Raw genomic sequence first — 24901 nt, forward strand, 5'->3', positions numbered from 1 at the left:
AAGCAGCCCAGGCAATGTTTATCTTTTCCCTTTAATATATGGTGTTCCAAGTGCTTTAGGCGCGTCTGCTCTGCCAATAAAGCCTGTTAGTGCAAAAATCGTCAGGACATACGGCAAGATCAGCAGGTAAACGTCTGGGATCCCTTTTAAAAATGGAATAGATCCGCCCATTATGCTTAATCCCTGAGCAAGACCGAAGAACAAAGCAGCCCCCATTGCTCCAAGCGGGTTCCACTTGCCGAAAATCAAAGCAGCGAGCGCCATGAAACCCTGGCCGCTGATTGTAGCATGGCTGAAATCTCGGGATATAATCGTGGAGTATACGGCACCGCCGATGCCGGCAAAAGCTCCGGACAGCATTACACCTATATACCGCATTTTTGTCACATTGATGCCCATTGTATCAGCAGCCATCGGGTGCTCCCCTACTGAACGGAGCCTGAGGCCGAATGGCGTTTTGTATACGACGTACCAAACAATACCCGAAAGAATTAACGCAATGTAGGACGTAATATAACCATTGGCAAAAAACCATTTGCCAATCAGCGGGATTTGATCCAAAACCGGAATATCTATTTTATTAAAGCTGACGCTGATTCGGTCTGTCTGTCCTTTATCATACAGGTTTTTTACCAGGAACATTGTCAAACCGGTGGCAAGAAAGTTAATGGCCACACCGCTGACCGTTTGATCTGCACGGAATGTAATGGTCGCAACCGCATGCAGGAGAGAAAACAAAGCGCCTGCTATCATGGCTGCGACAAGCGAAAGCCACGGTGTCGCAGATCCAAGCGAGTCTGCAAACGTTAAATTAAAAACAATGCCAACAAACGCGCCAACGACCATCAGCCCCTCAAGGCCAATATTTACAACTCCCGACCTCTCACTGAACATACCGCCGAGAGCTGCGAAGATAAGCGGCGCTGCCATAAACAGAGCTGTCGGGAAAATAATATCCAGTGCCTGCAGTATGCTCACTTATTTCCCCTCCTTTTTAAAACGAAGCAGTATCCAGCGGATAAAATAACTGGACGCTACAAAAAAGATGATGAGTGCAATGACAATCTCGACGAGCTCATTCGGGACATTAGCTTCCATCGGCATATTCAGAGCACCAATTTTCAAAGCACCGAACAAGAAAGCGGAAAAAATGATTCCGATTGGCGTATTGCCTCCGAGAAGCGCAACCGCAATCCCGTCAAATCCAATGCCGGTAAAGGCGGATTTCACAGATACATAATTGAAAGTTCCAAGGCCTTCCATAGCTCCTGCTACTCCGGCGAAAGCTCCTGAAATAACCATGGACAGGATAATATTGCGGTTTACGTTCATACCAGCATAATGAGCGGCATCCTGGTTATAGCCGACAGCGCGGAGTTCAAAGCCTTTTGTTGTTTTTTCAAGAAGCACCCACATCACAGCCGCTGCGATTATAGAAATATATATACCGTTGTGCATGCTGGAATCTCCTGTTATTGAGGCTAGGAAATCCGATTTCAGCGATGCTGACGGATGAATCAGCTCTGTTTGGTCCTTGCTGTCTGTAAGCACATTTTGAATAAGATAGTTGGTTACATAAAGAGCGATATAGTTCATCATAATGCTGACAATAACTTCGTGCACTTTGAACCGCGCTTTCAGATAGCCCGGAACAAAGCCCCACAGCGCACCTGCTATAATGGCTGCAAGAACGGCAAGCGGCAGATGAATGATTTTTGGCAGATCAAACGCCAGCCCTACCCAAACTGCAGCAAGCCATCCTACAATAACCTGGCCTTCTACGCCGATGTTGAATAGGCCTGTACGAAAGGCAAAAGCAACAGCAAGACCTGTCAAAATATACGGTGTCAGCTGGCGGACAGTTTCTCCTATATAAAAGGGGTCGCCAAAAATTCCGTTGAACAGTGCTTCATACCCAAGAATGGGATCATATCCGCTGACAAGCATGATGACCGCACCGCACAATAATCCAAGCAGTACGGAAACAATAGGGATCAGCAGATTAAAATACCGGTAGAGCTTCATTGTTGCACCTCTTCTCTGCGCTTGCTTCCTGCCATCAGCAGGCCGAGCTCCTGCTCTGTCGTTTCTTTTGGATCCACTTCAGCAATAATTTTACCTTCATAAATAACGGCAATTTTATCGCTGAGGTTTAAAATTTCTTCCAGTTCAAATGATAAGAGCAAGACTGCTTTCCCGTTGTCTCTCTGTTCAATGATCCGTTTATGGATAAATTCGATGGCTCCGACATCAAGCCCGCGTGTTGGCTGTGCGGCAATCAGAAGATCAGGGTTTCGGTCAACTTCTCTCCCGATAATCGCCTTTTGCTGATTTCCTCCTGAAAGTGCCCTTGCCGGTGTTTCAGAGCTTGGCGTCCTAACATCAAATTCTTTAATAAGCCTTGCAGCATGCTCATATATTCCTTTGAAATTCATGATGCCTCTTTTAGAGAAGGGCTTTTGGTAATATGTCTGAAGCACCATGTTTTCTCCAATCGGAAAATCAAGCACAAGCCCATGCCTGTGGCGGTCCTGAGGAATATGACCGATCCCTGCTTCACTGATTTTTCTCGGTTTCAGGTCTGTAATGTCTTTGCCGTTCAGAAGAATATGGCCGCTGTCTATTTTTTTCAGTCCAGTAATGGCCTCAATCAATTCTGACTGTCCGTTTCCATCTACACCTGCAATGCCGACAATCTCCCCGGCGCGGACAGTTAAATCAAGCCCGTTGACGGCAGAAACCTGGCGGCTGTCTTTCACAGTCAATTGATTAATTTGCAATACAGCTTCCTTAGGAACAGCCTGAACTTTCTCCGTGCGGAAAAGCACCTCGCGTCCAACCATTAAAGAGGCTAGCTCATTCGGATTTGTGTCAGAAACATTGACAGTGTCTATTCCTTCTCCTTTGCGGATAACAGTTACTCTGTCGCAAATTTCCATAATTTCTTTCAGCTTATGGGTGATTAAAATAATGGATTTCCCTTCATTGACAAGCGCCTTCATAATTCCTGATAATTCTTTAATTTCCTGCGGAGTCAGCACTGCTGTCGGCTCATCAAAGATCAGAATGTCAGCTCCTCTGAAGAGCGTTTTCAAAATTTCTGCCCGCTGCTGCATGCCGACTGAAATATCTGAGATTTTCGCTGTGGGGTCAACCGACAATTTATACTTCTCAGAAATTTTCCGCACATTTTCTTCTGCTTCCTTCAAATTGATTTTCCCAAGCTTTGAAGGTTCGCTTCCCAATATAATATTTTCTGTTACTGAAAAAGTATTGACAAGCATGAAATGCTGATGTACCATACCTATTCCAAGATCATTTGCTATATTAGGATTAGAAATGTGGACGGTTTGCCCTTTTACTTTGATTTCGCCTTTTTCAGGCTGATAAAGTCCGAAGAGCACGTTCATCAATGTTGATTTTCCTGCTCCGTTTTCTCCAAGCAGAGCATGTATTTCACCTTTTTTAACTTGAAGGGTCACATTATTGTTTGCAACAATACCGGGGAATTCCTTCCGGATGCCCAGCATTTCAATGACGTATTCCACTATTTTTCACTCCTTTTTGGTGCGCTTAAGGTGCCTGTGCATGCTGTTTAAATCAACAGCTGAAAAAAGGCAATCAGGCCATTGCCCTCTTTCAGCCGCGGATTTTGCAGCTTTTTGCTTAAGAAAAAGGCTAGAAAGATTTCCAGCCTTTTCTTTTAGCAAACATTATGGTTTAGTTGGAACAGTAATTTCGCCTTTGGCAATTTTCTGCTGGTACTCTTCAACCTTTTTAATTACATCTTCTTTCAGGTTGTCCTTGGTAGGTGCAATGCCGATAGCGTTTTGATCCAGGCCGTATTCAATAATTTTTCCGCCTGGGAACTTACCGTCTTTTGTTTTTTGAGAAAGGTCATTCACTGCTACGTCAACACGCTTAACCATTGATGTTAAAGTAACGTTAAATTCTTTTCCGTCTTTCGTTTTGCCGTTGCCTTCATCGTGCTGGTCTTTATCAACACCGATTACCCAGATTTCTCTGTTTGGATCTTGTACTTTTTCATCAATCGCTTCAGAGAACACACCGTTTCCTGTTGCACCTGATGCATGATAGATGATGTCAGCGCCTGAGCCGTACATAGAAGCCGCGATCGCTTTTCCTTTATCTGCTGCAGCAAAGGATCCTGCATATTGAACATCAACTTGCGCTTTAGGGTTTACAGCTTTCACGCCTGCTGTAAATCCTGCTTCAAACTTGCCGATCAAATCGCCTTTCACTCCGCCGACAAAGCCGACTTTGTTTGTTTTTGTTGTAAGGCCTGCTGCAACACCAACAAGGAAAGATCCTTCGTTTTCTTTGAAGGTAATGCTCGCTACGTTTGGAGCTTCCACTACACTGTCAACGATGGCGAATTTAGTATCTTTATGCTTTGAAGCAATGTCTGTAATCGCTTTTTGAAGGTTAAAGCCGATTCCGTAAACTAGATCAAATTTCTGACGGACCATTGTATTCAGGTTAGTTGCATAATCCGCATCACTTGCTGACTGCAGATAGTTATAGCCTTTGTTTCCTTTTTCAAGATTGTTGGCTTTGCCGAATTCCTGAATGCCTTCCCATGCAGACTGGTTAAACGATTTGTCATCTACACCGCCTACATCAGTTACCATACCTACGGTAAATTCACTAGCAGATCCGCTTTCTGACTTGTCGGACTTACCGCAAGCTCCAAGGATTGTCCCCGCCGCGAGTACAACGGAAAGGGCCAGGCCCATTTTCTTCATTTTCATCTAATTTATCCCCCTATAGTTTTTTCACTTTCAAAATTCCCCCAAAAGCTTTCGTGTTCCGCCCCATCACCCCCTTAAAAGGCGCAATTTTCATAATCTTTTGCGTAAAACCTGGAAACTGAATTTATCAGCTCTGAAATAATTCAATGAGTAGAGAACAGGCTTGTCCGTTTTGTCAAAATGCATTTGTTTGAGAAGAAGAAGCGCTGTTTCCGGGCTGCATTCAAGCAGCGGAGAGATCTTCTCGTGGTATCCGATCGGCTCGATCTGAGCAATAGCGTAGGTTATATATTTTTCTGCTTCATCCTGCAGCAGGCGAAAAAGTGATTCTTGTTCAGTAAGGAAAGATGCAGGGAGAATATCCCGCGGAATTTTATCAAGACAGTACACAACAGGTTCACTGTTTGCCGTCCTGATTCTCTCAACCTGAAAAATCTCCTGGCCTTCTTCCAGCTGAAAACGGTTAAAGTCTTCTTCTGTCGGACCCGTCACGCTTGATGAGAGAAAAATAGTTCCAGGTGTCAGATTGCCCTGCTCGATCATGGCTGTGACACTGTTCAGCTGTTCAATTCCAGAGGTCAGCATTGGGACGGTATTAACGAAAGTTCCGACTCCGTGCCTTCTGATGATGACGTTTTCTTCTTCCAGTATCCGGAGCGCTTCCCTGAGCGTTGCCCTGCTTACCCCAAGCCTTCTGGACAGTTCAAACTCTGACGGCAGTTTTTCTTTCTCCTGATAGACACCTTTTTGAATATCTTCTTTGATTTTGTCTATTACTTGCAAATATAAGTGACGATTGTCTGATTTTATGCTCATTCTTAAGCCCCCGTCAGTTAGTGATCAGACATCAGATGTGCTACCTTTTTCCAATCGAAAATAATATATCACGTTTTAATAGAGAAATAAATAAAAATATTAATAATATTGTCGAAAAGTCGTAACACTATTTACCTAATATTAATAATTTGTTATTTGTTTAATGTTAGGAATATGCTCTGCTGCTGTGTTTTCTGGTTATTTTGCAGAAGCCTCTTTAATATAAAAAAAAGAGGAAAACGCTAAGCGTTTTCCTCCTTCTACGAGCTTATTTCCTCATATTGTTCTTTTGTCATCAGTACTTCTCTCGGTTTGCTGCCTTCATAAGGGCCTACAACACCCCTGTCTTCCATTGCATCAATCAGCCGTGCTGCTCTGGTATATCCAATCCGGAATCTTCTTTGCAGCATGGAAACAGAAGCTGTCTGCATTTCAACGATCAGCTGAACGGCATCATCGAATAGGTCATCATTCACTTCCATTGAAGGGCTTGCTGTATCTGTAGGAATCATATCCTCCTGATACTGGGCTTTTTGCTGGGCAATCACAAAATCTACAACTTCTTCAACTTCTTCATCTGACAAAAATGCCCCCTGCACCCTGACAGGCTTTGAGGCGCCGGTTGGCAGAAACAGCATATCTCCTCTTCCAAGCAGCTTTTCAGCGCCGCCCATATCAAGAATGGTTCTTGAATCTGTCATGGATGAAACACTGAAGGCAATTCTTGACGGAATATTCGCTTTAATAACCCCTGTAATAACATCAACAGAAGGCCGCTGTGTGGCAATGATTAAATGGATACCTGCCGCTCTGGCCATCTGTGACAGCCGGGTAATGCTGTCCTCCACATCTGAAGAAGCAACCATCATTAAATCTGCCAGCTCGTCAACAATGACAACGATATAAGGCAATTCAGGATTTTTCGTTCCTTCCTCAGCATTGCCTCTTTTAATTTGTTCATTATAGCCCTCAATATTCCGGGTGCCTGAATGAGAAAACAGCTCATAGCGCCGTTCCATTTCATTGACTACCTTTTTCAATGCCTGAGAGGCTTTTTTCGGATCTGTGACAACAGGTGCAAGAAGATGCGGAATCCCGTTGTAAACGTTCAGTTCGACCATTTTTGGGTCAATCATCATCATCTTCACTTCATGCGGCTTTGCCCGCATCAGTATACTTGTAATAATGCCGTTAATGCAGACGCTTTTTCCGCTGCCTGTTGCGCCGGCAACAAGCAAATGAGGCATTTTGTTCATTTCTGCAAGAATCGCTTCGCCGGAAATATCGCGGCCAAGCCCGATCAAAAGCTTTGCACCAGGACGGTCATTCGACTTTGACTCCAGCACCTCACGAAGTGAAACCATGGCAACCTCTGAATTCGGCACTTCAATGCCAATGGCGCTTTTACCGGGAATAGGCGCCTCAATTCGGATATCTTTTGCAGCAAGGGCAAGTGCCAGATCGTCGCTTAAATTAACAATGCGGCTCACTTTTACGCCAACATCAGGGTATACTTCATATTTCGTTACAGCAGGGCCAAGATGGACCTGTGTTACTTTTGCCTTAACCCCAAAGCTTTGGAACGTTTTTTCAAGCTTTCGGGCATTTTCATAAATATTTTTCTTGTCTGTGCTCTGTCCGCTGTGCTTCGGCTGGGCTAGAAGCGAGATTGGCGGTATTTTATAATCTTTATTTTCTACTTCTGTAAACCTGATCGGAACAGCCGGCTCCTCATCTTCAGCCTGAAGAGGCTTTTTAGCGAGTATCGGAGATTCCTGAACGGGAATGTCAGCAGCTCTTTCTGCTTCAGGCTCATCTCTGTCAGCAAAGCTTGAAATGATCGGTTCTCTATTATCCATTTGGATTGAATATTCTTCCTCAGGCTCTTCTTGTTCCTGTCTGCTTGCCTTTTCCTTTTTGGAAACCTTCGCCCTTGTTGTTTTAGGCGCTTCTTTTCTTTTTCTGACCGCTTTTGGCAGATTTCTCATATCTGACAGAAAAGCGAGCAGCTGGCGCCGGAAAAATTTAAATATAGGGGACAGAAGTTTATGCAGTGTTTCCTGCAGCGACTTTCCAGTAACAAGGAGAACGCCAATGATCATTAATAAAACTGCCGCCATCTTGGAGCCTGCAGATGCAAATAGAAGATAGGAGCAGGCATAAAGAACAGCTCCAATCATTCCTCCGCCAAGATCCTGCACTGTCTGATGGTTTTTGATTCCCGTATAAAACAGATTCCAGGTTGTTTTGATTACACTGGAGGAAACAATGCTTCCTTTGGCAAGGGACCCTTCAAAAAGCCGGATGTGCGTCATAAGCAAGAGACCTGAAACGATAAAATAGAGGCCTGTCATCCGCCTTGTAAAATAAGCCGGTTTTTCTTTTTTCCAAAATACATAAATTCCTGCAGCGAGCATACCGATTAAAAAGAGCATGTACCATTCTCCGGCAAGGAAGCGAAACGCATACACAAACGTCATGCCTGCAATTCCAAGCTTCGCCATTGAAATCAAGGCTGCAGCAGCAAGTGCAATTCCCGTTAGCTCATAAGCGAGAAAAGGCTTGCCGGGTGCCTGTTTTTTCTTCTGTCTTTGTTTCTTTTTAGCCATATCATCACCCGTAACATTCTTTCTACCGTTTATTTCGATTTGTATCAGGCATATCCTTTATTTAGTTTTCAGCTTTTCCTGCAGCAATTCCTTTTAAAAAAAGAAAAGCAGCCATTTTGGCTGCTTAAGCAAAACTGCTGTTTTATTATACCACATTTACCAATACCGTTGTTATTTCATCTGATAGCTGATGGTGATTTTTTGGCCTGGCGCATACTGGCTGTCTAAGTAATGATAAGGATTGCTGCTGAGCAGCCTTACAATCTCGCACATTTGGCCTCCGGAGGGCTGAACAAGCATCTGAACGCCATTCAGTTCTATTGCCTGAGGTCTGTTTTGACCCTGCTCTTCTTCCTGATACAAGTACTCCTGCGGCACAAGTGTATACATGATCATTGCAGCATCTCATCCTTTTGAGTATCTTTTCTTTCGCTGATCATGCTGTTCAATTTCCGAATGGCCTGTCCGACTCCTCCAACCTCATCCATCAGACCGTATTCGACCGCATCGGAGCCGACGACATTTGTACCGATGTCTCTTGTCAGATTTCCTTTTGAAAACATCAGTTCCTTAAATTTTTCTTCTGATATATTTGAATGCTTGATAACAAAGTTCACTACGCGCTCCTGCATTTTATCAAGATATTCAAACGTCTGCGGCACACCGATCACAAGCCCTGTCAATCTGACAGGGTGAATCGTCATTGTCGCTGTTTCTGTTATAAAAGCATAATCACAGGCAACTGCGATCGGCACCCCGATGGAATGTCCTCCGCCTAGAACGATGGAAACAACCGGCTTTGACAGGGAGCCAAGCATTTCGGAAATCGCAAGGCCTGCTTCCACATCTCCTCCTACCGTGTTTAAAATCACTAAAAGACCTTCAATTTTTGGGTTTTGCTCAATCGCTACAATTTGCGGGATCAAATGCTCGTATTTTGTTGTTTTATTTTGCGGCGGCAGCTGCATATGGCCTTCAATCTGTCCCACGATTGTCAGACAGTGAATATTGGATTCATTGTTCATTTGCGGAACATTGGTTTGTCCAAGCTGCTGAATTTTATCCATAATGGATTTTTCATTATCTTTTCCTGGTGCATCAGGTGCAGGCTGGTCATTCATGCTGCTGTTCATCTGGGTCATCTTTATCCATCCTTTCGATATCCTTTTTTTAGTATGGACGTGATCAGGATTTTCATGCCAAAAGGACCCTTCTGGCCGGAAGTTTTCTTTCCAGTCAAAAGGGTCCTTTTTTAAAAAGCTTCTGTGAAATTTGGCTTTTGATTTTCCGTTCCAGGCATCCGCTTTTCTGCGGGGCGGACGGTGAGCCTCCTCGGCGCGCCTCAGGAGTCTAACCTGTCCCGCTGCTCCCGCCTGCCGTTCCAATCAACAGCTGCTCAAAAATCAATGTTCTCCTTTAACGTAGCCTTTTAAAAAGCCGCGTGCCTCAGACCTCCATAATAATCGGGAGAATCATCGGCCTTCTTTTTGTTTTTTCGTATAAATATTGATTAAGGGCTTCGCGAATGCTCAGCTTTAGAGATGACCATTCAATGTTATAATCTTTCATGCATTTATCTACTATTTCAGCTACGATTTCTGTCGATCTTTCAAGAAGCTCTTCTGATTCCCTGACATAAACGAAGCCTCTTGACAGAATTTCCGGTCCTGCAACGATGAGTTTTTTGGACTTATCAAGTGTGACGACAACAATCAGGATGCCATCCTGTGATAGGAGGCGTCTGTCTCTTAATACGATATTGCCGACATCCCCTATTCCAAGTCCGTCTATCAGCACATTTCCAAAAGGAACTTTGCTGCCGTTTCTCACTTCCTCAGGCAAAAATTCTACCGCATCCCCTTTTTCGATCAAGAAAATATTTTCTTTTGCAATGCCGACAGAAAGGGCCAGCTTTTCATGTGCTTTTTGCATCTTGTATTCACCGTTTACAGGGATAAAATATTTCGGCTTCATAAGATTCAGCATCAATTTTAGCTCTTCCTGGTGGCCGTGGCCTGATACATGAATTGGCTTTTGTCCAAACACTACATTGGCACCGGCTCTGTACAGCAGATCGATCGTCTTTGAAAAAGCCAGTTCATGACCTGGTATCGGAGTCGCTGAAATGAGGACAGTATCCCCTTCAACAATGTTCAGCTGTTTATGGGAATGCTTTGCCATTCTTGTCAGAGCAGCAAGTGGCTCACCGTGGCTTCCTGTTGTAAGAATAGCCACTTTATTTTTATCATACTGTTCCATTTCATTTATGCTTATAAACAGCTCGTCTTCAACTGCAATATAACCAAGCCTTCTCGCAATCTGAATAACATTCATCAGATTTTTCCCAACAATAACCAGCTTTCTTCCATTTTCATGGGCAGCATCAATTACCTGCTGAATGCGGTAAAAATTAGAGGAGAATACGGCAATGATAACCCTTTCAGGTGCCGTGTAAATGACATTGGAAATTTCCTTGCCTACAGTAGATTCAGATCCGCTGTATCCGGGTTTTTCAGCATTGGTGCTGTCTGATAAAAGACAAAGAACACCGTCTTTTCCGAGATTCGCCATCTTCGCGATCTCAGCAGTTTGCTCTCCTACAGGTGTTTGGTCAAATTTAAAGTCGCCTGTATGAACAATTGCACCCTGTGGTGTATGCAAAGCAACGCCGACTGAGTCTGGAATACTGTGATTTGTACCGAAGAAAGATATTTTTACTTTGCCGAATTTAATGATAGAATCCGTAGTAATTTTTCGCAAATCTGCTGATTGCTTCATACCGTATTCTTTCAGCTTCTCAGTCACGAGAGCGAGAGTGAGCTTTGTACCGTAAACAGGCACGCTTAATTTTTGAAGAACGTAAAAAATTCCCCCGATGTTTTCATCATGTCCGTGTGTCAAAAAGACCGCTTTTACCCTGCTGCGGTTTTCTATTAGATAAGAAATATCAGGAATGACAACGTCAATACCCAGCATTTCACCTTCTGGGTGCATGAGACCCGCATCCACAACGAATATGTCCGCACCAATTTCCACCACGAACATATTTTTGCCGATTTCTCCAACGCCGCCAAGGGCGATCAGCCTGATATTCTCTGTTTGTAATTGATTCAATTCCAAAATCCTCCCTATTTATATATCCCCGTACATATCACTAGAATCCATTATACTAACGCCAATATCAGAATACAAGAATTAACCGTGCCATTTGCCTTGGACCAGTGTGCTTTTGGGCTCCGTACCAGTCTGTATCCGCTGCTGCACTATCGCATTTTTTCCGGTCCCAGTTTCTCTTTAAAACCAGCTTTTACCTTTTATGTAAGATCCCGCTCCAATCAATTAGGCTCCTATTTCAGCGGCCTTCTGAGGCACATATAAAAAAGACAGCAGAGCCAATAAGGGCTGGCCCCGCTGCATGTGTTGCAAGTATATGGATCACGCAAACAGCAATCATTTTAAAAGCCGGGTTAGCTCCTGCCGTTCGATCTCTGTGAGAGGAAGCAGCGGAAGGCGGACAGGACCAACGTCAAGTCCTTTGATTTGCAGGCCTGTTTTTACAGGTGCAGGGCTCGGAGCCGCAAAAAGCTGCTTCATGAGCGGCAGCAATTTTCTGTGACTGGCTGCTGCTGCTTTGACATCACCGATAAAGAAGGACTGAATCATGTCCTGCATTTCATTCCCGATCAGATGAGACGCTACAGAGACAATGCCTGTGCCGCCAATGGCCAGCACCGGCAGGGTCAAACTGTCATCACCGCAATAGACCTGAAAATCTTCTGGGGTATTCTCAATTATTTCTGAAATGGCTTCAAGATTGCCGCTTGCGTCTTTAACAGCTGCAATATTAGAGATCTCAGCAAGCCTTATAACTGTTTCCGGTGCGATGCTGACAGCTGTTCTTCCCGGAACATTATAGATCATAACAGGCAGGCTTGTTGCTTCAGCAATGGCTTTGAAATGCTGGTACATTCCTTCCTGGCTCGGCTTATTATAATAAGGAGCAACAAGCATAATGGCGTCAGCGCCTGCTTTTTCCGCCTTTTTAGTCAGATCAATTGAAGCGAGAGTATTATTGGATCCTGTTCCGGCTATCACAGGAATTCTCCCTTTAACAATCTCAGCTGTGTGCTTAATAAGAGCTATTTTCTCTTCTGATGAAAGAGTTGGAGATTCTCCGGTTGTACCTGCTACAACAAGAGAGTCGCTTCCATTGTGAATTAAATATTCCACCAGAGCTGTGGTTTTTTGAAAATCAATATTCCCGCTGCTGTCAAACGGCGTTACCATTGCAGTTGATACTTTCCCAAAACTAATCATGCTTCATTCTCCTTATTTGTATAGTTCAAAGCATTCATGAAGGGCATTTACTGCTTTGATCATATCTTCTTCCTTTACAAGCACCCATATGGTAGTGTGGCTGTCAGCCGATTGAAGAATTTGGATCTCTTTTTCTGACAGAGCTGCCACAATCCTTGACATTACACCCGGCACTCCCATAATGGAAGCCCCGACTGTTGACACTTTCGCACAATGATGGCGGACAATAGGCTCGTATCCAAGATTTTCAAGAAGCTCAATTGCTTTTAAGCTGACTTCACCATTTACCGTGTAGACAACTTCGCTTGGCGTAATATTAAAGAAATCAACGCTGATTCCGTTTTTCGCCATCTCTTTGAACACTTCTGTCTGCACATTGTATGTTCCCTCTTTTGCAGGAACTTTGATCTGTGTCACATTCGGCATATGGGCGATCCCTGTAATCATCTGTTCATGCACGTCACTGCCTTGATTTCTGCTTTGACGGGAAGAGATCAGCGTACCGGTTTCTTTGGAATACGTGGACCGTATCCTCATTGGAACCTTTGCCTGCATGGCAATTTCCACCGCTCGCGGATGAATGACTTTCGCTCCCTGATAGGCAAGATTGCAAATTTCTGTGTATGTGACAGATGTAAGGGGCCGCGCTGCTTCCACTATCCGGGGATCAGCTGTCATGACACCTTCCACATCTGTGAAAATATCAATGTATTCTGCGTTAAGTGCTGCACCTAATGCCGCCGCAGAGGTATCGCTTCCTCCCCTGCCGAGGGTTGTTGCATCACCGTTCGGTGCCGCTCCCTGAAACCCTGCCACGACGACAGCATCATGTGTTTCAAGAACCTGCTTCACTCTGGTGCAGTCCATTTCAATAATTTTGGCATTTGTGTGATCAGCGCTTGTCAGAAAACCAGCCTGTGCTCCTGTTAAGGAAGCTGCCTTAATGCCGTTTTCATTCAGCATGCTCGAAAATACAACCGAAGAAATGGTTTCTCCGCATGAAAGAAGCATATCCTGTTCCCGCTTAGATACCATCTCAGGGCCGCTGTAAAGCAAATTCAGCAGGGAGTCAGTAGCATATGGATCGCCTTTTCTGCCCATTGCGGAAACAACGATTACTGCTTTATAGCCATGTTCAAGCGCTTCTTGGATATGGGTCAGTGCAAGCTTCCGCCCTGTATCGTCTTTAACTGAAGTGCCTCCGAATTTCTGTACAATAATTTTCATTTCTGTCAATTCACCCCGGACGGAAAAATGCTGTACTGCAAAAGAGAAGAGAGCAGGCTGATCCTCACTCTCTCCTCTTCATTAGCCTTTAGATTAATTTCAGTTTAATTAAACTTTCTGCAATCTGAACAGAATTCCAAGCTGCTCCTTTAAGGAGATTATCGGAAACAACCCATAAATGAAAGCCGTTGCTTTGATCAAGATCATTTCGGATCCTGCCCACAAACACATCGTTTTTTCCTTCACTGAATGCAGGCATAGGATACACCTGATTCTCCGGATCATCCTGAAGTGTTATGCCGGGTGCATTTTCCATGAGCTTTCTAATGTCTTTTGCATCCCGGCCTTCCTCTTCAATTTCAATGTACAGAGATTCAGAATGTCCTGTAACAACAGGCAGCCTTACACAAGTAGCTGCCACTTTCAGCTCTGGCATATGCATAATTTTTTTCGTTTCATTGATCATTTTCATCTCTTCAAAAGTATAGCCGTTCTCTTCAAATTTATCAATTTGAGGAATCACGTTAAAGGCGATCTGGTAATGCTTCTCAAGCGCTTTAACAGGGAGAAGCTCTGGTGTATATTCTTCATCCTTCAGAATGGCCTGTGCCTGTTCTTTCAGTTCATCCACCGCTTTAGTGCCGGCACCTGAAACCGCCTGGTATGTTGACACAACAACTTTTTTCAGTCCATATGCAGCACGGATCGGCTCAAGAGCCGCAACCATCTGGATCGTGGAGCAGTTAGGGTTTGCAATGATGCCGCTGTGCTTTTTAATGTCTTCCTCATTCACTTCAGGGACAACGAGCGGAACATCAGGATCCATTCTGAACGCACTTGTATTGTCTATAACAACAGCACCGCGTTTCACTGCTTCAGGGGCAAGCTCCTTTGAAACACTGCCGCCGGCGCTGAACAATGCAATTTGAACACCCTCGAAGCTTTCAGGCAGTGCCTCTTCAAGGACAAGTTCTTTTCCTTTAAAAACAGTCTTTGTTCCTGCAGACCGCTTAGATGAAAGCAGCTTGATTTCGGAGATCGGAAAATCTCTCTCTTCCAATGTTTTAAGCATTTGCTGGCCGACTGCGCCAGATGCTCCCACAACTGCAATCCGGTAACCATTCGTTTCCATAATTTACCGCATCTCCTTCCGCAAATCCAATCATAAAGCATCAATATTCGCTGTAAAATTTGATGTTAGGTAATATTCTACCATAGAAAACAGCCTGGCGTTAACGTTTTTCTTTGAGGAACAAAGCCCTTAAAGCAAATTGGTTATTCTTCGTCCCTGAACCGTTCAATGATGAGCGGCTGGTACTGTTCTCCTTTAAGGGCGCTTTCTACAGTATCAAGCAGAAGCTCCATTCTTGCCACCATTGAATTCGGTTTTTTATAAGGATTATCCTGGCCAAAAGGAATGAAAAAAACATTTTTGGCTGCCATCAGCTTCATCAAGTTCGCCCCGTTCAATCCGAGAGCATCATTTGTCGAGATGCCGAGCACAACAGGATGATGATTTCTCATTGTCGCTTTAGCTGCCATCAGGACAGGAGAATCTGTCATCGCATTGGCAAGCTTGCTCATAGAATTTCCTGTAAGGGGGGCTATGACCATGCAGTCCAGCGGGATTTTGGGTCCGAGAGGTTCTGCCTTTACGATGCTGTCAATCACCTTATGCCCTGTTGCTTCCTCAATCTTTGCGATCCATTCTGCACCATCGCCGAACCTTGTGTTAGTAGCCTGCACAGTATGCGTGACTACCGGAAGAACTTCAGCTCCTTCAGCAACAAGCCTTTGAATTTCAGGAAAAACAGCATCGTAAGTACAATGTGAGCCGGTAAGTCCAAATCCAATCCGTCTATTTTTCAGTTTCATGATTTTTCTTCACTCCTTTTTGGAAGCTGTTCGGCAAGCAGATGAGAAAGCACGCCGGCTATAATTTGGCCTGCTGTTTTTGGTGCAACAATTCCAGGAAGCCCTGGAGCGAGCATCGCTTTGATGCCCTGTTTTTCTGCAAAAGCGAAGTCTGTGCCCCCTGGCTTTGAAGCAAGGTCGATAATTAACCCCTGATGCGGCATATTGGAAATGACCTCTGCTGTTACGATAAGGTGAGGAATCGTATTAATGATGACATCTGCAGCTTTTGCCTCTTCTTTCAGGTCATCCAAATGGAACGGACTGAGCCCCATTTCAGATATCCTTGCAAGATGAGCTGATTTTCTTGCCCCGACTTTTACCTTTGCGCCGAGCCCCGCAAAAGTCCTTGCTACACTCATCCCAACTCTTCCAAGACCAAGTACAGCGATATTTGATCCATGAATAGTATAATCTGTGTGCTGGATCACCATCATGATCGTGCCTTCCGCTGTAGGAATAGAATTGTAAATAGCTACATCATCCCGGTCAAAGAGCTGTACCAGCTTCCTGCCTGCCTTTTCTGCAGCAGACGTTAAATAAGAATTGCTGATGCCGGAATAAATGACGCATTTTTCAGATGTTTTCTTTAGCAATTCAGCCGTCAGAATAATGTTGTCATTTGAAAAGATCGTATCGACTTGACCGCTTAAACTTGTTCCTGCTACAGGGAGAATAATTGCATCGATTCTGGAAAGATCCATTTCTTCCAATTTCGCTTTGCTTGTGCCTGTGAAGCCATGGTCAAGCTGTTCAAATCCTATCAGCCATAATTTTGCATGCAGCTCTGCCAGTTTGCGGATGACCTCAAGCTGTCTTGCATCTCCGCCAATGACAGCGATGTTCAATCCTGTCAACATGCTGTATGTTCACCTTCTTTTTCCCTTCCCGGAAGATTGACGAGACTTCTACTCCAACATCATATGTAAATCCCTTCCGCTGGGTGATTGACAGTCTTCATCCGCCTGCTGTTTTTCCAATTTTAGCGGAGCAAAGATTGAACTATTGGCTTAGTTAAATTTGGCTGTTGATTGCAGTACTCAGGCGTCCGCTTTCCGCGGGGCGGGAGGTGAGCCTCCTCTGCGCTTTAGCGCATGCGGGGTCTCCTGTCCCGCTGCTTTCGCAGGAGTCTCCGTAGATCAACAAAGTTTATATATCAGCATTCTTCATTAACAGAGCCAAACAAAAAAACGGATGACAAGGAAAGTCATCCGTTTTTTTTGTCTTCATCAGGCATATCCAATATGATCATGTCAGCGCCTATTTTGCCTATGTGCTGCCAGGCTACCCTGATTTCATCTCCCTGCTTCCTGAAGCCAAACCATTTTAGTGCAGGAATGAGCAAAGCTGTTATTTCCCCTGTCTGCTCATTGATCTCAAGGTCTGTCTGGCCAAGAACTCCCAGCCTTTCCGCTCTCTTCACATCAACAATCTCTTTGCCGCTTAATTCACTCAGCCTCATTCCATCACTCCTTTTTACTATTTATAGAAGCAATTAGCCGGAACATGCCTGTGATTTTCTGCAAAAGAGCTTTTTGCTGCGTTTGGTTATGGTGAAAATTCAGCTGCTCCAAAAAAATGCCGGTCTCCAAATTGGAGCCGGCACTTTTCTTTATTTTAAACCTTTTGGAAGTTCGCCGTCAGGGCTGATCAGCGCTACTGCATAATCATTTGTAAACAGTTCGCGGCCGAGCTGATTTACGGTGTCTTCCGTGACCTCATTGACTTTATCAAGAATTTCATCAAGGGTTCTGTGGCGGCCGAGGAGAAGCTCGTTTTTGCCATTGCGGCTCATTCTGCTGTTTGTGCTTTCAAGACTGAGCATCAAGCTGCCTTTAATCTGCTCTCTGCTGTTCTTCAGCTCTTTCTCTGTAATTCCATCCGCTTTAAGCTTTGATAAAGATTCCTGGATCGTTTCATAAAGAAGTTCAAGCTGATTGCTTCCAGTGCCTCCATATATCGTAAGCATCCCGTTGTCAAGGTAAGAGGAATGATAGGAAAAGACAGAATAGGCGAGACCCTTCTGCTCTCTTACATCCTGAAACAAACGGCTGCTCATGCTGCCGCCAAGGACATTGTTTAATACGATTAAGCTGTAGATCCGCTCATGGCCGACCTTTAAACCATTAAAGCCAAGGCAGAGGTGAGCCTGCTCTGTGTCTTTTTTCCGGGACATTTTTTGATAATGAAATGCCGGTGTTTCATATTCCTGCTTTTTATAAGAGGATTCATACGAACCGAAAAGCTTTTCAATGTCTTTAATAAATTCATCTGTAATATTTCCTGCAACAGAGATGACCACATTTTCGGGGATGTAAAATTTCTCCATATATTCCCTCAAAGAGTCGCCATTAAAAGAATTCAATGTTTCCTCTGTTCCAAGAATCGGATAGCCAAGGGGATGAGATTCGTATACAGCCTTGCTCAAAAGGTCGTGGACGATGTCGTCCGGCGTATCCTCATACATTTTAATTTCTTCGTAAACGACATTTTTTTCTTTTTTCAGCTCTTCTTCTTCAAAGGTGGAATGGAAGAACATATCTGATAATATATCCAAAGCATATCCGGCATGTTCATCAAGAACCTTCGCATAATAGCATGTATATTCTTTGGATGTGAAGGCATTGACCTGACCGCCGATGCTGTCAAATGATTCCGCGATTTCCCTTGCTGTCCTGTTTTTAGTTCCTTTAAAAAACATATGCTCAAGGAAATGGGAAACACCGTTAATGGAAGGATCCTCGCTTCTTGAACCTGTTCCGATCCAAATGCCGATTGCTACCGACCGGACTGTTGGAATATTTTCGAGTACTATTCTGACCCCGTTTTGACAAGTATATTTTTTGATCAAAGGGACTCCTCCTATTCTACTGCTGGTCTTGCTTCCTTAACACGGCCGGCTCCCTGATCAGCCTTTCTTCGTTCATCAGGGAAGATACCGTGCCGATTGAAAGTCCTTTTTTCTTTATCGATAAAATAAGTTTTTCAAGACTTTTTTCTGTTGCATCTGTAGGATGCATCAGGATCATAGCCCCATTATGCACTTTTTTCATGACCCTTGCAAAAAGAACGTCAGGGGAAGGCTTTTGCCAATCGATCGTGTCAACGCTCCAGAGCACCATCCCCATTTGAAGCGACCGCGCTGCAGACGTCACTTCATCCCTGTAGCTGCCGCTCGGGGGCCCGAACCAGTCAGGCTTTTTGCCTGTAGCAGCTTCGATTACCTCATTTGTCCTTTGCAGTTCATTCATAATGGCATTGGAGGACAAACGGCTCATATCCGGATGGCTGTAGGAATGATTCCCCACTTCATGGCCGCTGTCAGAAATCATTTTAGCAAGCTCGGTATTTTCTTTTACCCATCTTCCTTCAAGGAAAAAAGTAGCCTTTACATGATATTTATCAAGCGTATCAAGCATTTTGGGAATATACTCATTTCCCCAGGCGACATTAATCAAAAAAGAAACCATCGGTTTTTCAGGATTTCCCCTGTAAATCGGTGAAGCGGGAAGATCCTTCAAATGCACTTTGGGAGGGATCTGCTTAAAAACAAGCAGATTTTCATCGAAAATGCCTCCCTGCTTCATTCTTTGATAGGAAGCTTCCACATCCACTTTAACGCCGTTATAGCCTGGCGTTGCCTTCCATATCTTATGTATTTCAGCATCCTGCGGCACAGCTTCATATAATTTCGACTTTTCTGCTATTTCACTGTACAGGCTGTCCGTCATTTTTGCTGCAGGAACTTCTTCAAGCTGCATAGATTGATAATAGCTTGCTGTAAAAGGATTTATTATAATGGCTGCAGCAACCATAATCAGTATGGAAAAACCAGCCGAGTTCTTTTTCATTACAGTCTCCCCCTAATTTCAGCCCTGCTAAAAAATTATGTCTTAAGGGGACAAGGTAGAACCCGGATAGCCTTTATTCTATGCTGTTTTTCGCATTTCCTATGATCATAAGCTCTTTTCGCAGCAGGAATCTTTACGTAAAAGAGCCTGATTCAAAAGAAAGAAGCCGGGTTGCCCTGGCTTCATGGTTTACTTTTCTTCAGAAGCTTCCTTCTCTTTTTGTTCGCGAAGTACAGCTTTCCTTGAAAGGTTCACACGGCCTTGCTTATCAATTTCGGTTACTTTCACCAAAATCTCATCGCCAAGGGAAACAACGTCTTCCACCTTTCCGATCCGCTCTTCAGCCAGTTCGGAAATATGAACGAGTCCATCCTTGCCGGTGAATAGCTCAACAAAAGCACCGAATTTTTCAATTCGTTTCACTTTGCCCAAATACATTTGTCCTACTTCTACTTCACGGACAATGTCTTCAATAATTTTCCTCGCTTTTTGGTTCATCTCTTCATTGATTGAAGAAATAAAGACCGTTCCGTCCTGTTCAATATCAATTTTGACGCCTGTTTCTTCAATGATTTTATTGATTTGCTTGCCGCTTGGCCCGATAACATCTCTGATTTTATCTGGATTGATATTCATAATCAGAATCTTCGGCGCATATTGGGAAAGCTCAGTTCTCGGCTCGGAAAGCGTTTCAAGCATAGATGCCAGAATTTCCATTCTGCCTTTTTTTGCTTGCTGAAGAGCTTCTTCCAGGATTTCTCTTGAAAGTCCGTCAATCTTGATATCCATTTGGAGAGCTGTAACTCCTTTGGCAGTACCGGCTACTTTAAAGTCCATATCGCCAAGGTGATCTTCCATCCCTTGAATATCTGTAAGCACGCTGTAATGTTCACCGGATTTAACAAGACCCATCGCAATTCCTGCTACTGGAGCTTTAATCGGTACACCGGCGTCCATCATCGCAAGAGTGCTTGCACAGATGCTCGCCTGTGATGTAGAACCGTTTGATTCTAGCACTTCAGATACGAGCCTGATTGTATAAGGGAAATTCTTTTCAGAAGGAATAACCGGCTCAAGTGCCCGCTCTCCCAGTGCTCCATGCCCGATTTCTCTTCGGCCTGGACCGCGCATAGGACCTGTTTCACCTACGCTGAAGAGCGGGAAATTGTAATGGTGCATAAAGCGCTTTGATTCTTCAATGCCAAGCCCGTCCAAAATCTGAACATCACCGAGCGCTCCCAGCGTGCAAATGCTCAGAGCCTGTGTCTGGCCTCTAGTAAATAAGCCTGAACCATGGGTCCGGGAAAGAATGCCTGTGCTTGAAGAAAGCGGACGGATTTCGTCAATCTGCCTTCCGTCAGGGCGCACTTTTTCTTCTGTAATTAAACGTCTTACTTCAGCCTTCACAAGCTTTAAAAGAGTTTCTTTCACTTGCTTGATCACGTCAGCCTCAGCTTCGTTTTCTTCATATTTTTGAACAATAGCATTTTTCACTTCTGAAATGGCCGCTTCACGAGCATGTTTTTCCTGCACTTGAATGGCTTTTTTCAAGTCAGCTTCAGCAGCTTCTTTTACTTCTTTTTGAAGGTCTGCATCTATTTCATAAAGCTTTACTTCAATTTTTTCTTTACCGGCCTGCTGTACAATCTCTTCCTGGAATGCAATCAGCCTTTTGATTTCTTCGTGGCCGAACATGATTGCTTCAAGCATCACATCTTCAGGCACCTCATCAGCGCCAGCTTCAACCATGTTAATGGCATCTTTTGTACCGGCAACTGTCAGGTTAATGTCACTTTTTTCCATTTGCTCGACATTCGGATTAATGACAAACTCCCCATCAATTCTGCCTACAATTACACCGGCAATCGGTCCTTCAAAAGGAATATCGGAGATGGAAAGAGCAAGAGAAGAACCGAACATCGCAGCCATTTCTGAAGAGCAGTTCTGATCAACGCTCATCACAATGCTCACTACCTGAACTTCATTTCTAAAGCCGTCAGCAAAGAGCGGACGAATCGGCCTGTCAATCAGGCGGCTCGCCAGGATAGCTTTTTCGCTCGGTCTGCCTTCGCGCTTAATAAAGCCGCCAGGTATTTTGCCCACCGCATAAAGACGTTCCTCATAGTTAACGGTAAGCGGGAAGAAATCTACAGATTTTGGTTCTTTTGAAGCAGTCGCCGTGCTGAGCACTGCTGTATCTTCATAACGTACAAGGACGGCACCGTTTGCCTGTTTGGCAAGCTGGCCAATTTCGACGGTAAGTGTTCTGCCGGCCCAGTCAATGGAAAAGACTTGTTTATCTTGACCCATAAAAGTAAGTGCTCCTCTCTTCATATACATTCAAAATTGCTCTATGTATTAGTATGGACTAATTAAATTCAACATATCAATGTTAGTTGTATATGTAAATAGCTGAATTAGAAAAACCTGCTTTAGAAGAGCGGCACGAAAGCGCCATTCTGCTAACTCTGTTATATAGATGGAAAAACAGCTGCCTTCAGGCTTTTCAAAACCAGTGAAAGCAGCTTTTTTGGTTTCAAAAGACATTTTTCTTACACTAAAAAAGCGGGAATTCTCCCGCTTTCCAAAAAATTATCGGCGTAGGCCTAGTTTGTTGATCAGTTCACGGTAACGTGAAACTTCGCTGTTACGCAAGTAAGTCAGCAAATTACGGCGTTTACCTACCATTTTCAAAAGACCGCGACGTGAGTGGTGGTCCTTCTTGTGCGTGCGCAAATGGTCGTTCAAAGTGTTGATCTGTTCTGTTAGGATAGCGATCTGAACCTCTGGAGAACCAGTGTCAGTATCGTGCGTTCTAAACTCGTTGATCAGTTCATTTTTACGCTCTTGAGTCATTGCCATCCTATTCACCTCCTATTATTTTTCTAATAACCCCGATTACCGAGCAAGCGTCGGAGTGTCGACTTGCCAAGCAATGGTTTAAAAGTTACATGTTTAAGAATACTATTATAAAGACTAAAATGCAAGGCATTTGTCAGTTGTTTTGAAAATATTGTATTGCTGCCTGCTTGTCTTTTTGTATTTGTGAAATCAGCTCTTCTGCACCGCTGAATTTCTGTTCGCTTCTGATGCGCTTATGCCAGAAAACTGCCGCCTCTTTGCCGTATATTTCTTCATTATAGTCAAAGATGTGAACTTCTATACTGGGCTTCAGGCTTTTCTCATCATAAAAGGTAGGCTTATAGCCGATATTGCAGACACCTTGATGTGTCCCGCCGTCTATTTCAATTGTAACAGCGTAAACACCTGTCGGCGGGATCAGGCATTCACCGCTGAGTTCTATGTTCGCGGTCGGAAAACCGATGGTTCTCCCCCGCTTATCTCCATGAACCACCTTGCCTTTAGCAAAATGCGGTCTGCCAAGAAGTGCTGCACCGTAGGCAACATCCCCATTCCGGATAACCTCGCGGATGAGAGTAGAGCTGATTTTCCTGTCATGATCTGTCTGTTTTTCCACCGTTGTAATGCTGAACTTTCCTCTTGAATGAAACGGCAGGGCTTCCATGGTGCCCTTGCCAAGCTTGCCGTACGTAAAATCAAACCCTGCTGCTGCATGCTTGACATTTAAAGCGATAATATACTGATCAACAAACTCTTGCGGTTCCAAGTCTGCAAACTGTTCAGTAAATTCCACAATATATAAAATATCTGCACCCTGATCCTCAATGAGCTTTGCTTTTTCTTCAAGCGGTGTAATAGGATCAACAGGCGCGGTGTTTTTTCTCAGCACTTGTGATGGATGGGGAAAAAAGGTCATCACAGCCGTTTTAGCGCTGTTCTCTTCTGCCCACCTTTTTGCAGAGGCAATTACCTCTTTATGCCCTTTATGCACACCGTCAAAATAGCCCAATGCGAGAGAAAGGGCAGGGGGATCTGGCTGATGCTGGATAAATGGATGTGTTAGCCTTATCGTTTGCACGTATTTCACCTTTTCTGACGAGTTATTACATTGACCCGCTGTGTAAATATAGAACTTTCACAGGCTTAATGACCCCTGTTTTTTCAGGATGCCTGCTGTAAATAGCAAGACATTCTCCGTGCTCGCCGAACACAGCAGCGGGAGCATCAAACGGAAGATCCTTCAGCTGTTCAGGGACTTCCAGTACTGCACCGTTTTTCACTTTCTCTGCTAATGTATCATTTATCACCCATTTGGGCAAATGGTTTAACGCTTCCCCGATACTGATCAGATTCAGGGTTCCCTCTGCAATCTTTTCTTGAATCTCCTCAAATGACAGGCACTGGCTGAGCTCAAACTGCCCTGATCCTGTTCTTGCAAGCTTTGACATGTGTGCGGGAAAACCGAGCTTTTCACCGATCATAACAGCAAGTGTCCTGATGTATGTCCCCTTAGAACAAACCGCCCTGATGCCAAAAGAAACGGTTTTTTCCGCAGGATGGTACACAGCTGGGCTTGTCTGCACCAGCTCATGAACGGTTATTATCCTGGCAGGCCGTTCAATCTGTTTGCCTTCACGGGCGTATTCATAAAGCTTTTTTCCATTAATTTTAACAGCAGAATACATGGGGGGAACCTGTTCCATCTCCCCTGTTAAGGAAAGCAGCGCTTCTCTGACAAGCTGTTCTGTTATCTCGCCTTCTTTAACGCTTTCTCTTTCCACAATTTCACCTGAAGCATCTTCCGTTTCAGTCGAAATTCCCACTGTTACTTCTGCTTCATACGTTTTCACTGCCGCTGTCAAATACTCTGCAATCTTGGTCGCTCTTCCAATACAAAGGGGAAGCACTCCTGTTACATCTGGATCGAGTGTCCCTGTATGGCCGACTTTTTTTGTTTTTAAAAGACGCCGCGTTTTTGACACACAGTCATGTGAGGTCATTCCAGCCGGCTTGTTCAGCAATAAGACGCCATCCATCTATTTCATTCCCCGCTTTCCTTCATTATTCAGGACTTGCTCTATAGCACACCTGTTTAAACTGAAATATGTACATTTTTAAGCAAAAAAGGATAGACATTAGAGTCTATCCTTTTTTTGCCTAGTGTCATTCATTATGTTCTTTATCGCTGTCTGACTCGTTGATTTTGTGAATCAGCGTTTCAATTCTGTTGCCGTAGTCGATAGACTCGTCAAATTCAAATTGAATTTCAGGCGTTTTTCGAAGGCGGATTCTTTGGCCGATTTCGGATCTGATAAATCCTTTCGCCTTTGCAAGTCCCTTTAGCGTATTTTCACGCTGCTCTTCTCCGCCAAGCACTGAAATATATACTTTGGCAATCTGAAGATCTCCAGTTACTCTTACATCAGTTACAGTAACAAAACCGATTCGCGGATCCTTCATTTTGCGCCCGATAATGTCGCTTAATTCTTTCTTCATCTGTTCGCCGACACGGGTCGATCTCATGCTCATTTCC

Annotated in this window: 22 protein-coding genes; all 22 read right to left on the reverse strand. The window is 44.1% G+C overall.

Annotated features, from left to right (window positions below):
* Positions 1-18 precede the first annotated feature (18 nt).
* Positions 19-930 (reverse strand): ABC transporter permease, encoded by a 912-nt coding sequence (locus tag LRR81_RS05685; protein ID WP_269448537.1) that lies wholly within the window; start codon positions 928-930, stop codon positions 19-21.
* A 48-nt stretch (positions 931-978) separates the two neighbouring features.
* Positions 979-2025 (reverse strand): ABC transporter permease, encoded by a 1047-nt coding sequence (locus LRR81_RS05690; RefSeq protein WP_231788306.1) that lies wholly within the window; start codon positions 2023-2025, stop codon positions 979-981.
* Complete coding sequence (locus tag LRR81_RS05695; protein ID WP_231788307.1) at positions 2022-3548, reverse strand: ABC transporter ATP-binding protein; 1527 nt, start codon at positions 3546-3548, stop codon at positions 2022-2024. The genes LRR81_RS05690 and LRR81_RS05695 overlap by 4 nt, the downstream gene beginning before the upstream one ends.
* A 165-nt stretch (positions 3549-3713) precedes the next feature.
* Positions 3714-4772, reverse strand: coding sequence for a BMP family lipoprotein (locus tag LRR81_RS05700; protein WP_231788308.1), 1059 nt, complete (start codon positions 4770-4772; stop codon positions 3714-3716).
* Between the two features lie 90 nt (positions 4773-4862).
* On the reverse strand, positions 4863-5588 hold the full coding sequence (locus LRR81_RS05705; RefSeq protein WP_231788309.1) for a GntR family transcriptional regulator: 726 nt from the start codon (positions 5586-5588) through the stop codon (positions 4863-4865).
* A gap of 260 nt (positions 5589-5848) precedes the next feature.
* Positions 5849-8197, reverse strand: coding sequence for an FtsK/SpoIIIE family DNA translocase (locus tag LRR81_RS05710; protein WP_231788310.1), 2349 nt, complete (start codon positions 8195-8197; stop codon positions 5849-5851).
* Positions 8198-8368: 171 nt separating this feature from the next.
* The gene (locus LRR81_RS05715) at positions 8369-8593 is read right to left on the reverse strand and encodes a YlzJ-like family protein (protein ID WP_231788311.1); all 225 of its coding nucleotides are present in this window, start codon (positions 8591-8593) and stop codon (positions 8369-8371) included.
* Positions 8590-9318, reverse strand: coding sequence for a ClpP family protease (locus LRR81_RS05720; RefSeq protein ID WP_408631589.1), 729 nt, complete (start codon positions 9316-9318; stop codon positions 8590-8592). The genes LRR81_RS05715 and LRR81_RS05720 overlap by 4 nt, the downstream gene beginning before the upstream one ends.
* A gap of 325 nt (positions 9319-9643) precedes the next feature.
* Positions 9644-11311 carry a ribonuclease J gene (locus tag LRR81_RS05725; RefSeq protein WP_231788312.1) on the reverse strand — a complete coding sequence of 556 codons (1668 nt, stop codon included), beginning with the start codon at positions 11309-11311 and terminating at the stop codon, positions 9644-9646.
* A gap of 336 nt (positions 11312-11647) precedes the next feature.
* Positions 11648-12514 carry a 4-hydroxy-tetrahydrodipicolinate synthase gene (dapA, locus tag LRR81_RS05730; RefSeq protein ID WP_231788313.1) on the reverse strand — a complete coding sequence of 289 codons (867 nt, stop codon included), beginning with the start codon at positions 12512-12514 and terminating at the stop codon, positions 11648-11650.
* Between the two features lie 12 nt (positions 12515-12526).
* The gene (gene dapG / locus LRR81_RS05735; RefSeq protein ID WP_231788314.1) at positions 12527-13741 is read right to left on the reverse strand and encodes an aspartate kinase; all 1215 of its coding nucleotides are present in this window, start codon (positions 13739-13741) and stop codon (positions 12527-12529) included.
* Between the two features lie 88 nt (positions 13742-13829).
* Positions 13830-14873: an aspartate-semialdehyde dehydrogenase gene (asd, locus tag LRR81_RS05740; protein WP_231788315.1), complete on the reverse strand. Its 1044-nt coding sequence runs from the start codon at positions 14871-14873 to the stop codon at positions 13830-13832.
* A 143-nt stretch (positions 14874-15016) separates the two neighbouring features.
* Positions 15017-15616, reverse strand: a complete 600-nt coding sequence (gene dpaB / locus LRR81_RS05745; protein WP_231788316.1) for a dipicolinate synthase subunit B — start codon at positions 15614-15616, stop codon at positions 15017-15019.
* Complete coding sequence (dpaA, locus tag LRR81_RS05750; protein ID WP_231788317.1) at positions 15613-16515, reverse strand: dipicolinic acid synthetase subunit A; 903 nt, start codon at positions 16513-16515, stop codon at positions 15613-15615. Before dpaA ends, dpaB begins: the two co-directional genes overlap by 4 nt.
* A 347-nt stretch (positions 16516-16862) precedes the next feature.
* The gene (locus LRR81_RS05755; protein ID WP_231788318.1) at positions 16863-17117 is read right to left on the reverse strand and encodes a YlmC/YmxH family sporulation protein; all 255 of its coding nucleotides are present in this window, start codon (positions 17115-17117) and stop codon (positions 16863-16865) included.
* A 150-nt stretch (positions 17118-17267) separates the two neighbouring features.
* On the reverse strand, positions 17268-18506 hold the full coding sequence (locus LRR81_RS05760; protein WP_231788319.1) for a M16 family metallopeptidase: 1239 nt from the start codon (positions 18504-18506) through the stop codon (positions 17268-17270).
* Between the two features lie 16 nt (positions 18507-18522).
* Positions 18523-19506: a polysaccharide deacetylase family protein gene (locus LRR81_RS05765; protein WP_231788320.1), complete on the reverse strand. Its 984-nt coding sequence runs from the start codon at positions 19504-19506 to the stop codon at positions 18523-18525.
* 189 nt (positions 19507-19695) lie between these two features.
* Positions 19696-21816 carry a polyribonucleotide nucleotidyltransferase gene (pnp, locus tag LRR81_RS05770; RefSeq protein ID WP_231788321.1) on the reverse strand — a complete coding sequence of 707 codons (2121 nt, stop codon included), beginning with the start codon at positions 21814-21816 and terminating at the stop codon, positions 19696-19698.
* A 282-nt stretch (positions 21817-22098) separates the two neighbouring features.
* Complete coding sequence (gene rpsO / locus LRR81_RS05775) at positions 22099-22368, reverse strand: 30S ribosomal protein S15 (RefSeq protein WP_231788322.1); 270 nt, start codon at positions 22366-22368, stop codon at positions 22099-22101.
* Positions 22369-22501: 133 nt separating this feature from the next.
* Positions 22502-23446 (reverse strand): bifunctional riboflavin kinase/FAD synthetase, encoded by a 945-nt coding sequence (gene ribF, locus LRR81_RS05780; protein ID WP_231788323.1) that lies wholly within the window; start codon positions 23444-23446, stop codon positions 22502-22504.
* Positions 23447-23471: 25 nt separating this feature from the next.
* Positions 23472-24404: a tRNA pseudouridine(55) synthase TruB gene (truB, locus tag LRR81_RS05785; RefSeq protein ID WP_231788324.1), complete on the reverse strand. Its 933-nt coding sequence runs from the start codon at positions 24402-24404 to the stop codon at positions 23472-23474.
* A 127-nt stretch (positions 24405-24531) separates the two neighbouring features.
* The gene (rbfA, locus tag LRR81_RS05790) at positions 24532-24897 is read right to left on the reverse strand and encodes a 30S ribosome-binding factor RbfA (RefSeq protein WP_231788325.1); all 366 of its coding nucleotides are present in this window, start codon (positions 24895-24897) and stop codon (positions 24532-24534) included.
* Between the last annotated feature and the right edge of the window lie 4 nt (positions 24898-24901).

The sequence above is a fragment of the Metabacillus kandeliae genome (genome assembly GCF_021166585.1).
In the GTDB taxonomy this organism is placed as follows: Bacteria; Bacillota; Bacilli; order Bacillales; family Bacillaceae; genus Metabacillus_B; species Metabacillus_B kandeliae.

What these genes read in the sequence shown, in the direction of transcription:
- LRR81_RS05715 (WP_231788311.1), bottom strand. Translation starts at nt 8,593, where the DNA reads ATGATCATGTATACACTTGTGCCGCAGGAGTACTTGTATCAGGAAGAA.
- rpsO (WP_231788322.1), bottom strand. Translation starts at nt 22,368, where the DNA reads ATGGCAATGACTCAAGAGCGTAAAAATGAACTGATCAACGAGTTTAGA.
- dapG (WP_231788314.1), bottom strand. Translation starts at nt 13,741, where the DNA reads ATGAAAATTATTGTACAGAAATTCGGAGGCACTTCAGTTAAAGACGAT.
- dpaB (WP_231788316.1), bottom strand. Translation starts at nt 15,616, where the DNA reads ATGAAACTGAAAAATAGACGGATTGGATTTGGACTTACCGGCTCACAT.
- truB (WP_231788324.1), bottom strand. Translation starts at nt 24,404, where the DNA reads ATGGATGGCGTCTTATTGCTGAACAAGCCGGCTGGAATGACCTCACAT.
- asd (WP_231788315.1), bottom strand. Translation starts at nt 14,873, where the DNA reads ATGGAAACGAATGGTTACCGGATTGCAGTTGTGGGAGCATCTGGCGCA.
- LRR81_RS05700 (WP_231788308.1), bottom strand. Translation starts at nt 4,772, where the DNA reads ATGAAAATGAAGAAAATGGGCCTGGCCCTTTCCGTTGTACTCGCGGCG.
- LRR81_RS05755 (WP_231788318.1), bottom strand. Translation starts at nt 17,117, where the DNA reads ATGAGGCTGAGTGAATTAAGCGGCAAAGAGATTGTTGATGTGAAGAGA.
- LRR81_RS05685 (WP_269448537.1), bottom strand. Translation starts at nt 930, where the DNA reads ATGGCAGCGCCGCTTATCTTCGCAGCTCTCGGCGGTATGTTCAGTGAG.
- pnp (WP_231788321.1), bottom strand. Translation starts at nt 21,816, where the DNA reads ATGGGTCAAGATAAACAAGTCTTTTCCATTGACTGGGCCGGCAGAACA.
- LRR81_RS05690 (WP_231788306.1), bottom strand. Translation starts at nt 2,025, where the DNA reads ATGAAGCTCTACCGGTATTTTAATCTGCTGATCCCTATTGTTTCCGTA.
- dapA (WP_231788313.1), bottom strand. Translation starts at nt 12,514, where the DNA reads ATGATTAGTTTTGGGAAAGTATCAACTGCAATGGTAACGCCGTTTGAC.
- LRR81_RS05765 (WP_231788320.1), bottom strand. Translation starts at nt 19,506, where the DNA reads ATGAAAAAGAACTCGGCTGGTTTTTCCATACTGATTATGGTTGCTGCA.
- rbfA (WP_231788325.1), bottom strand. Translation starts at nt 24,897, where the DNA reads ATGAGCATGAGATCGACCCGTGTCGGCGAACAGATGAAGAAAGAATTA.
- LRR81_RS05710 (WP_231788310.1), bottom strand. Translation starts at nt 8,197, where the DNA reads ATGGCTAAAAAGAAACAAAGACAGAAGAAAAAACAGGCACCCGGCAAG.
- LRR81_RS05705 (WP_231788309.1), bottom strand. Translation starts at nt 5,588, where the DNA reads ATGAGCATAAAATCAGACAATCGTCACTTATATTTGCAAGTAATAGAC.
- LRR81_RS05720 (WP_408631589.1), bottom strand. Translation starts at nt 9,318, where the DNA reads ATGAATGACCAGCCTGCACCTGATGCACCAGGAAAAGATAATGAAAAA.
- dpaA (WP_231788317.1), bottom strand. Translation starts at nt 16,515, where the DNA reads ATGTTGACAGGATTGAACATCGCTGTCATTGGCGGAGATGCAAGACAG.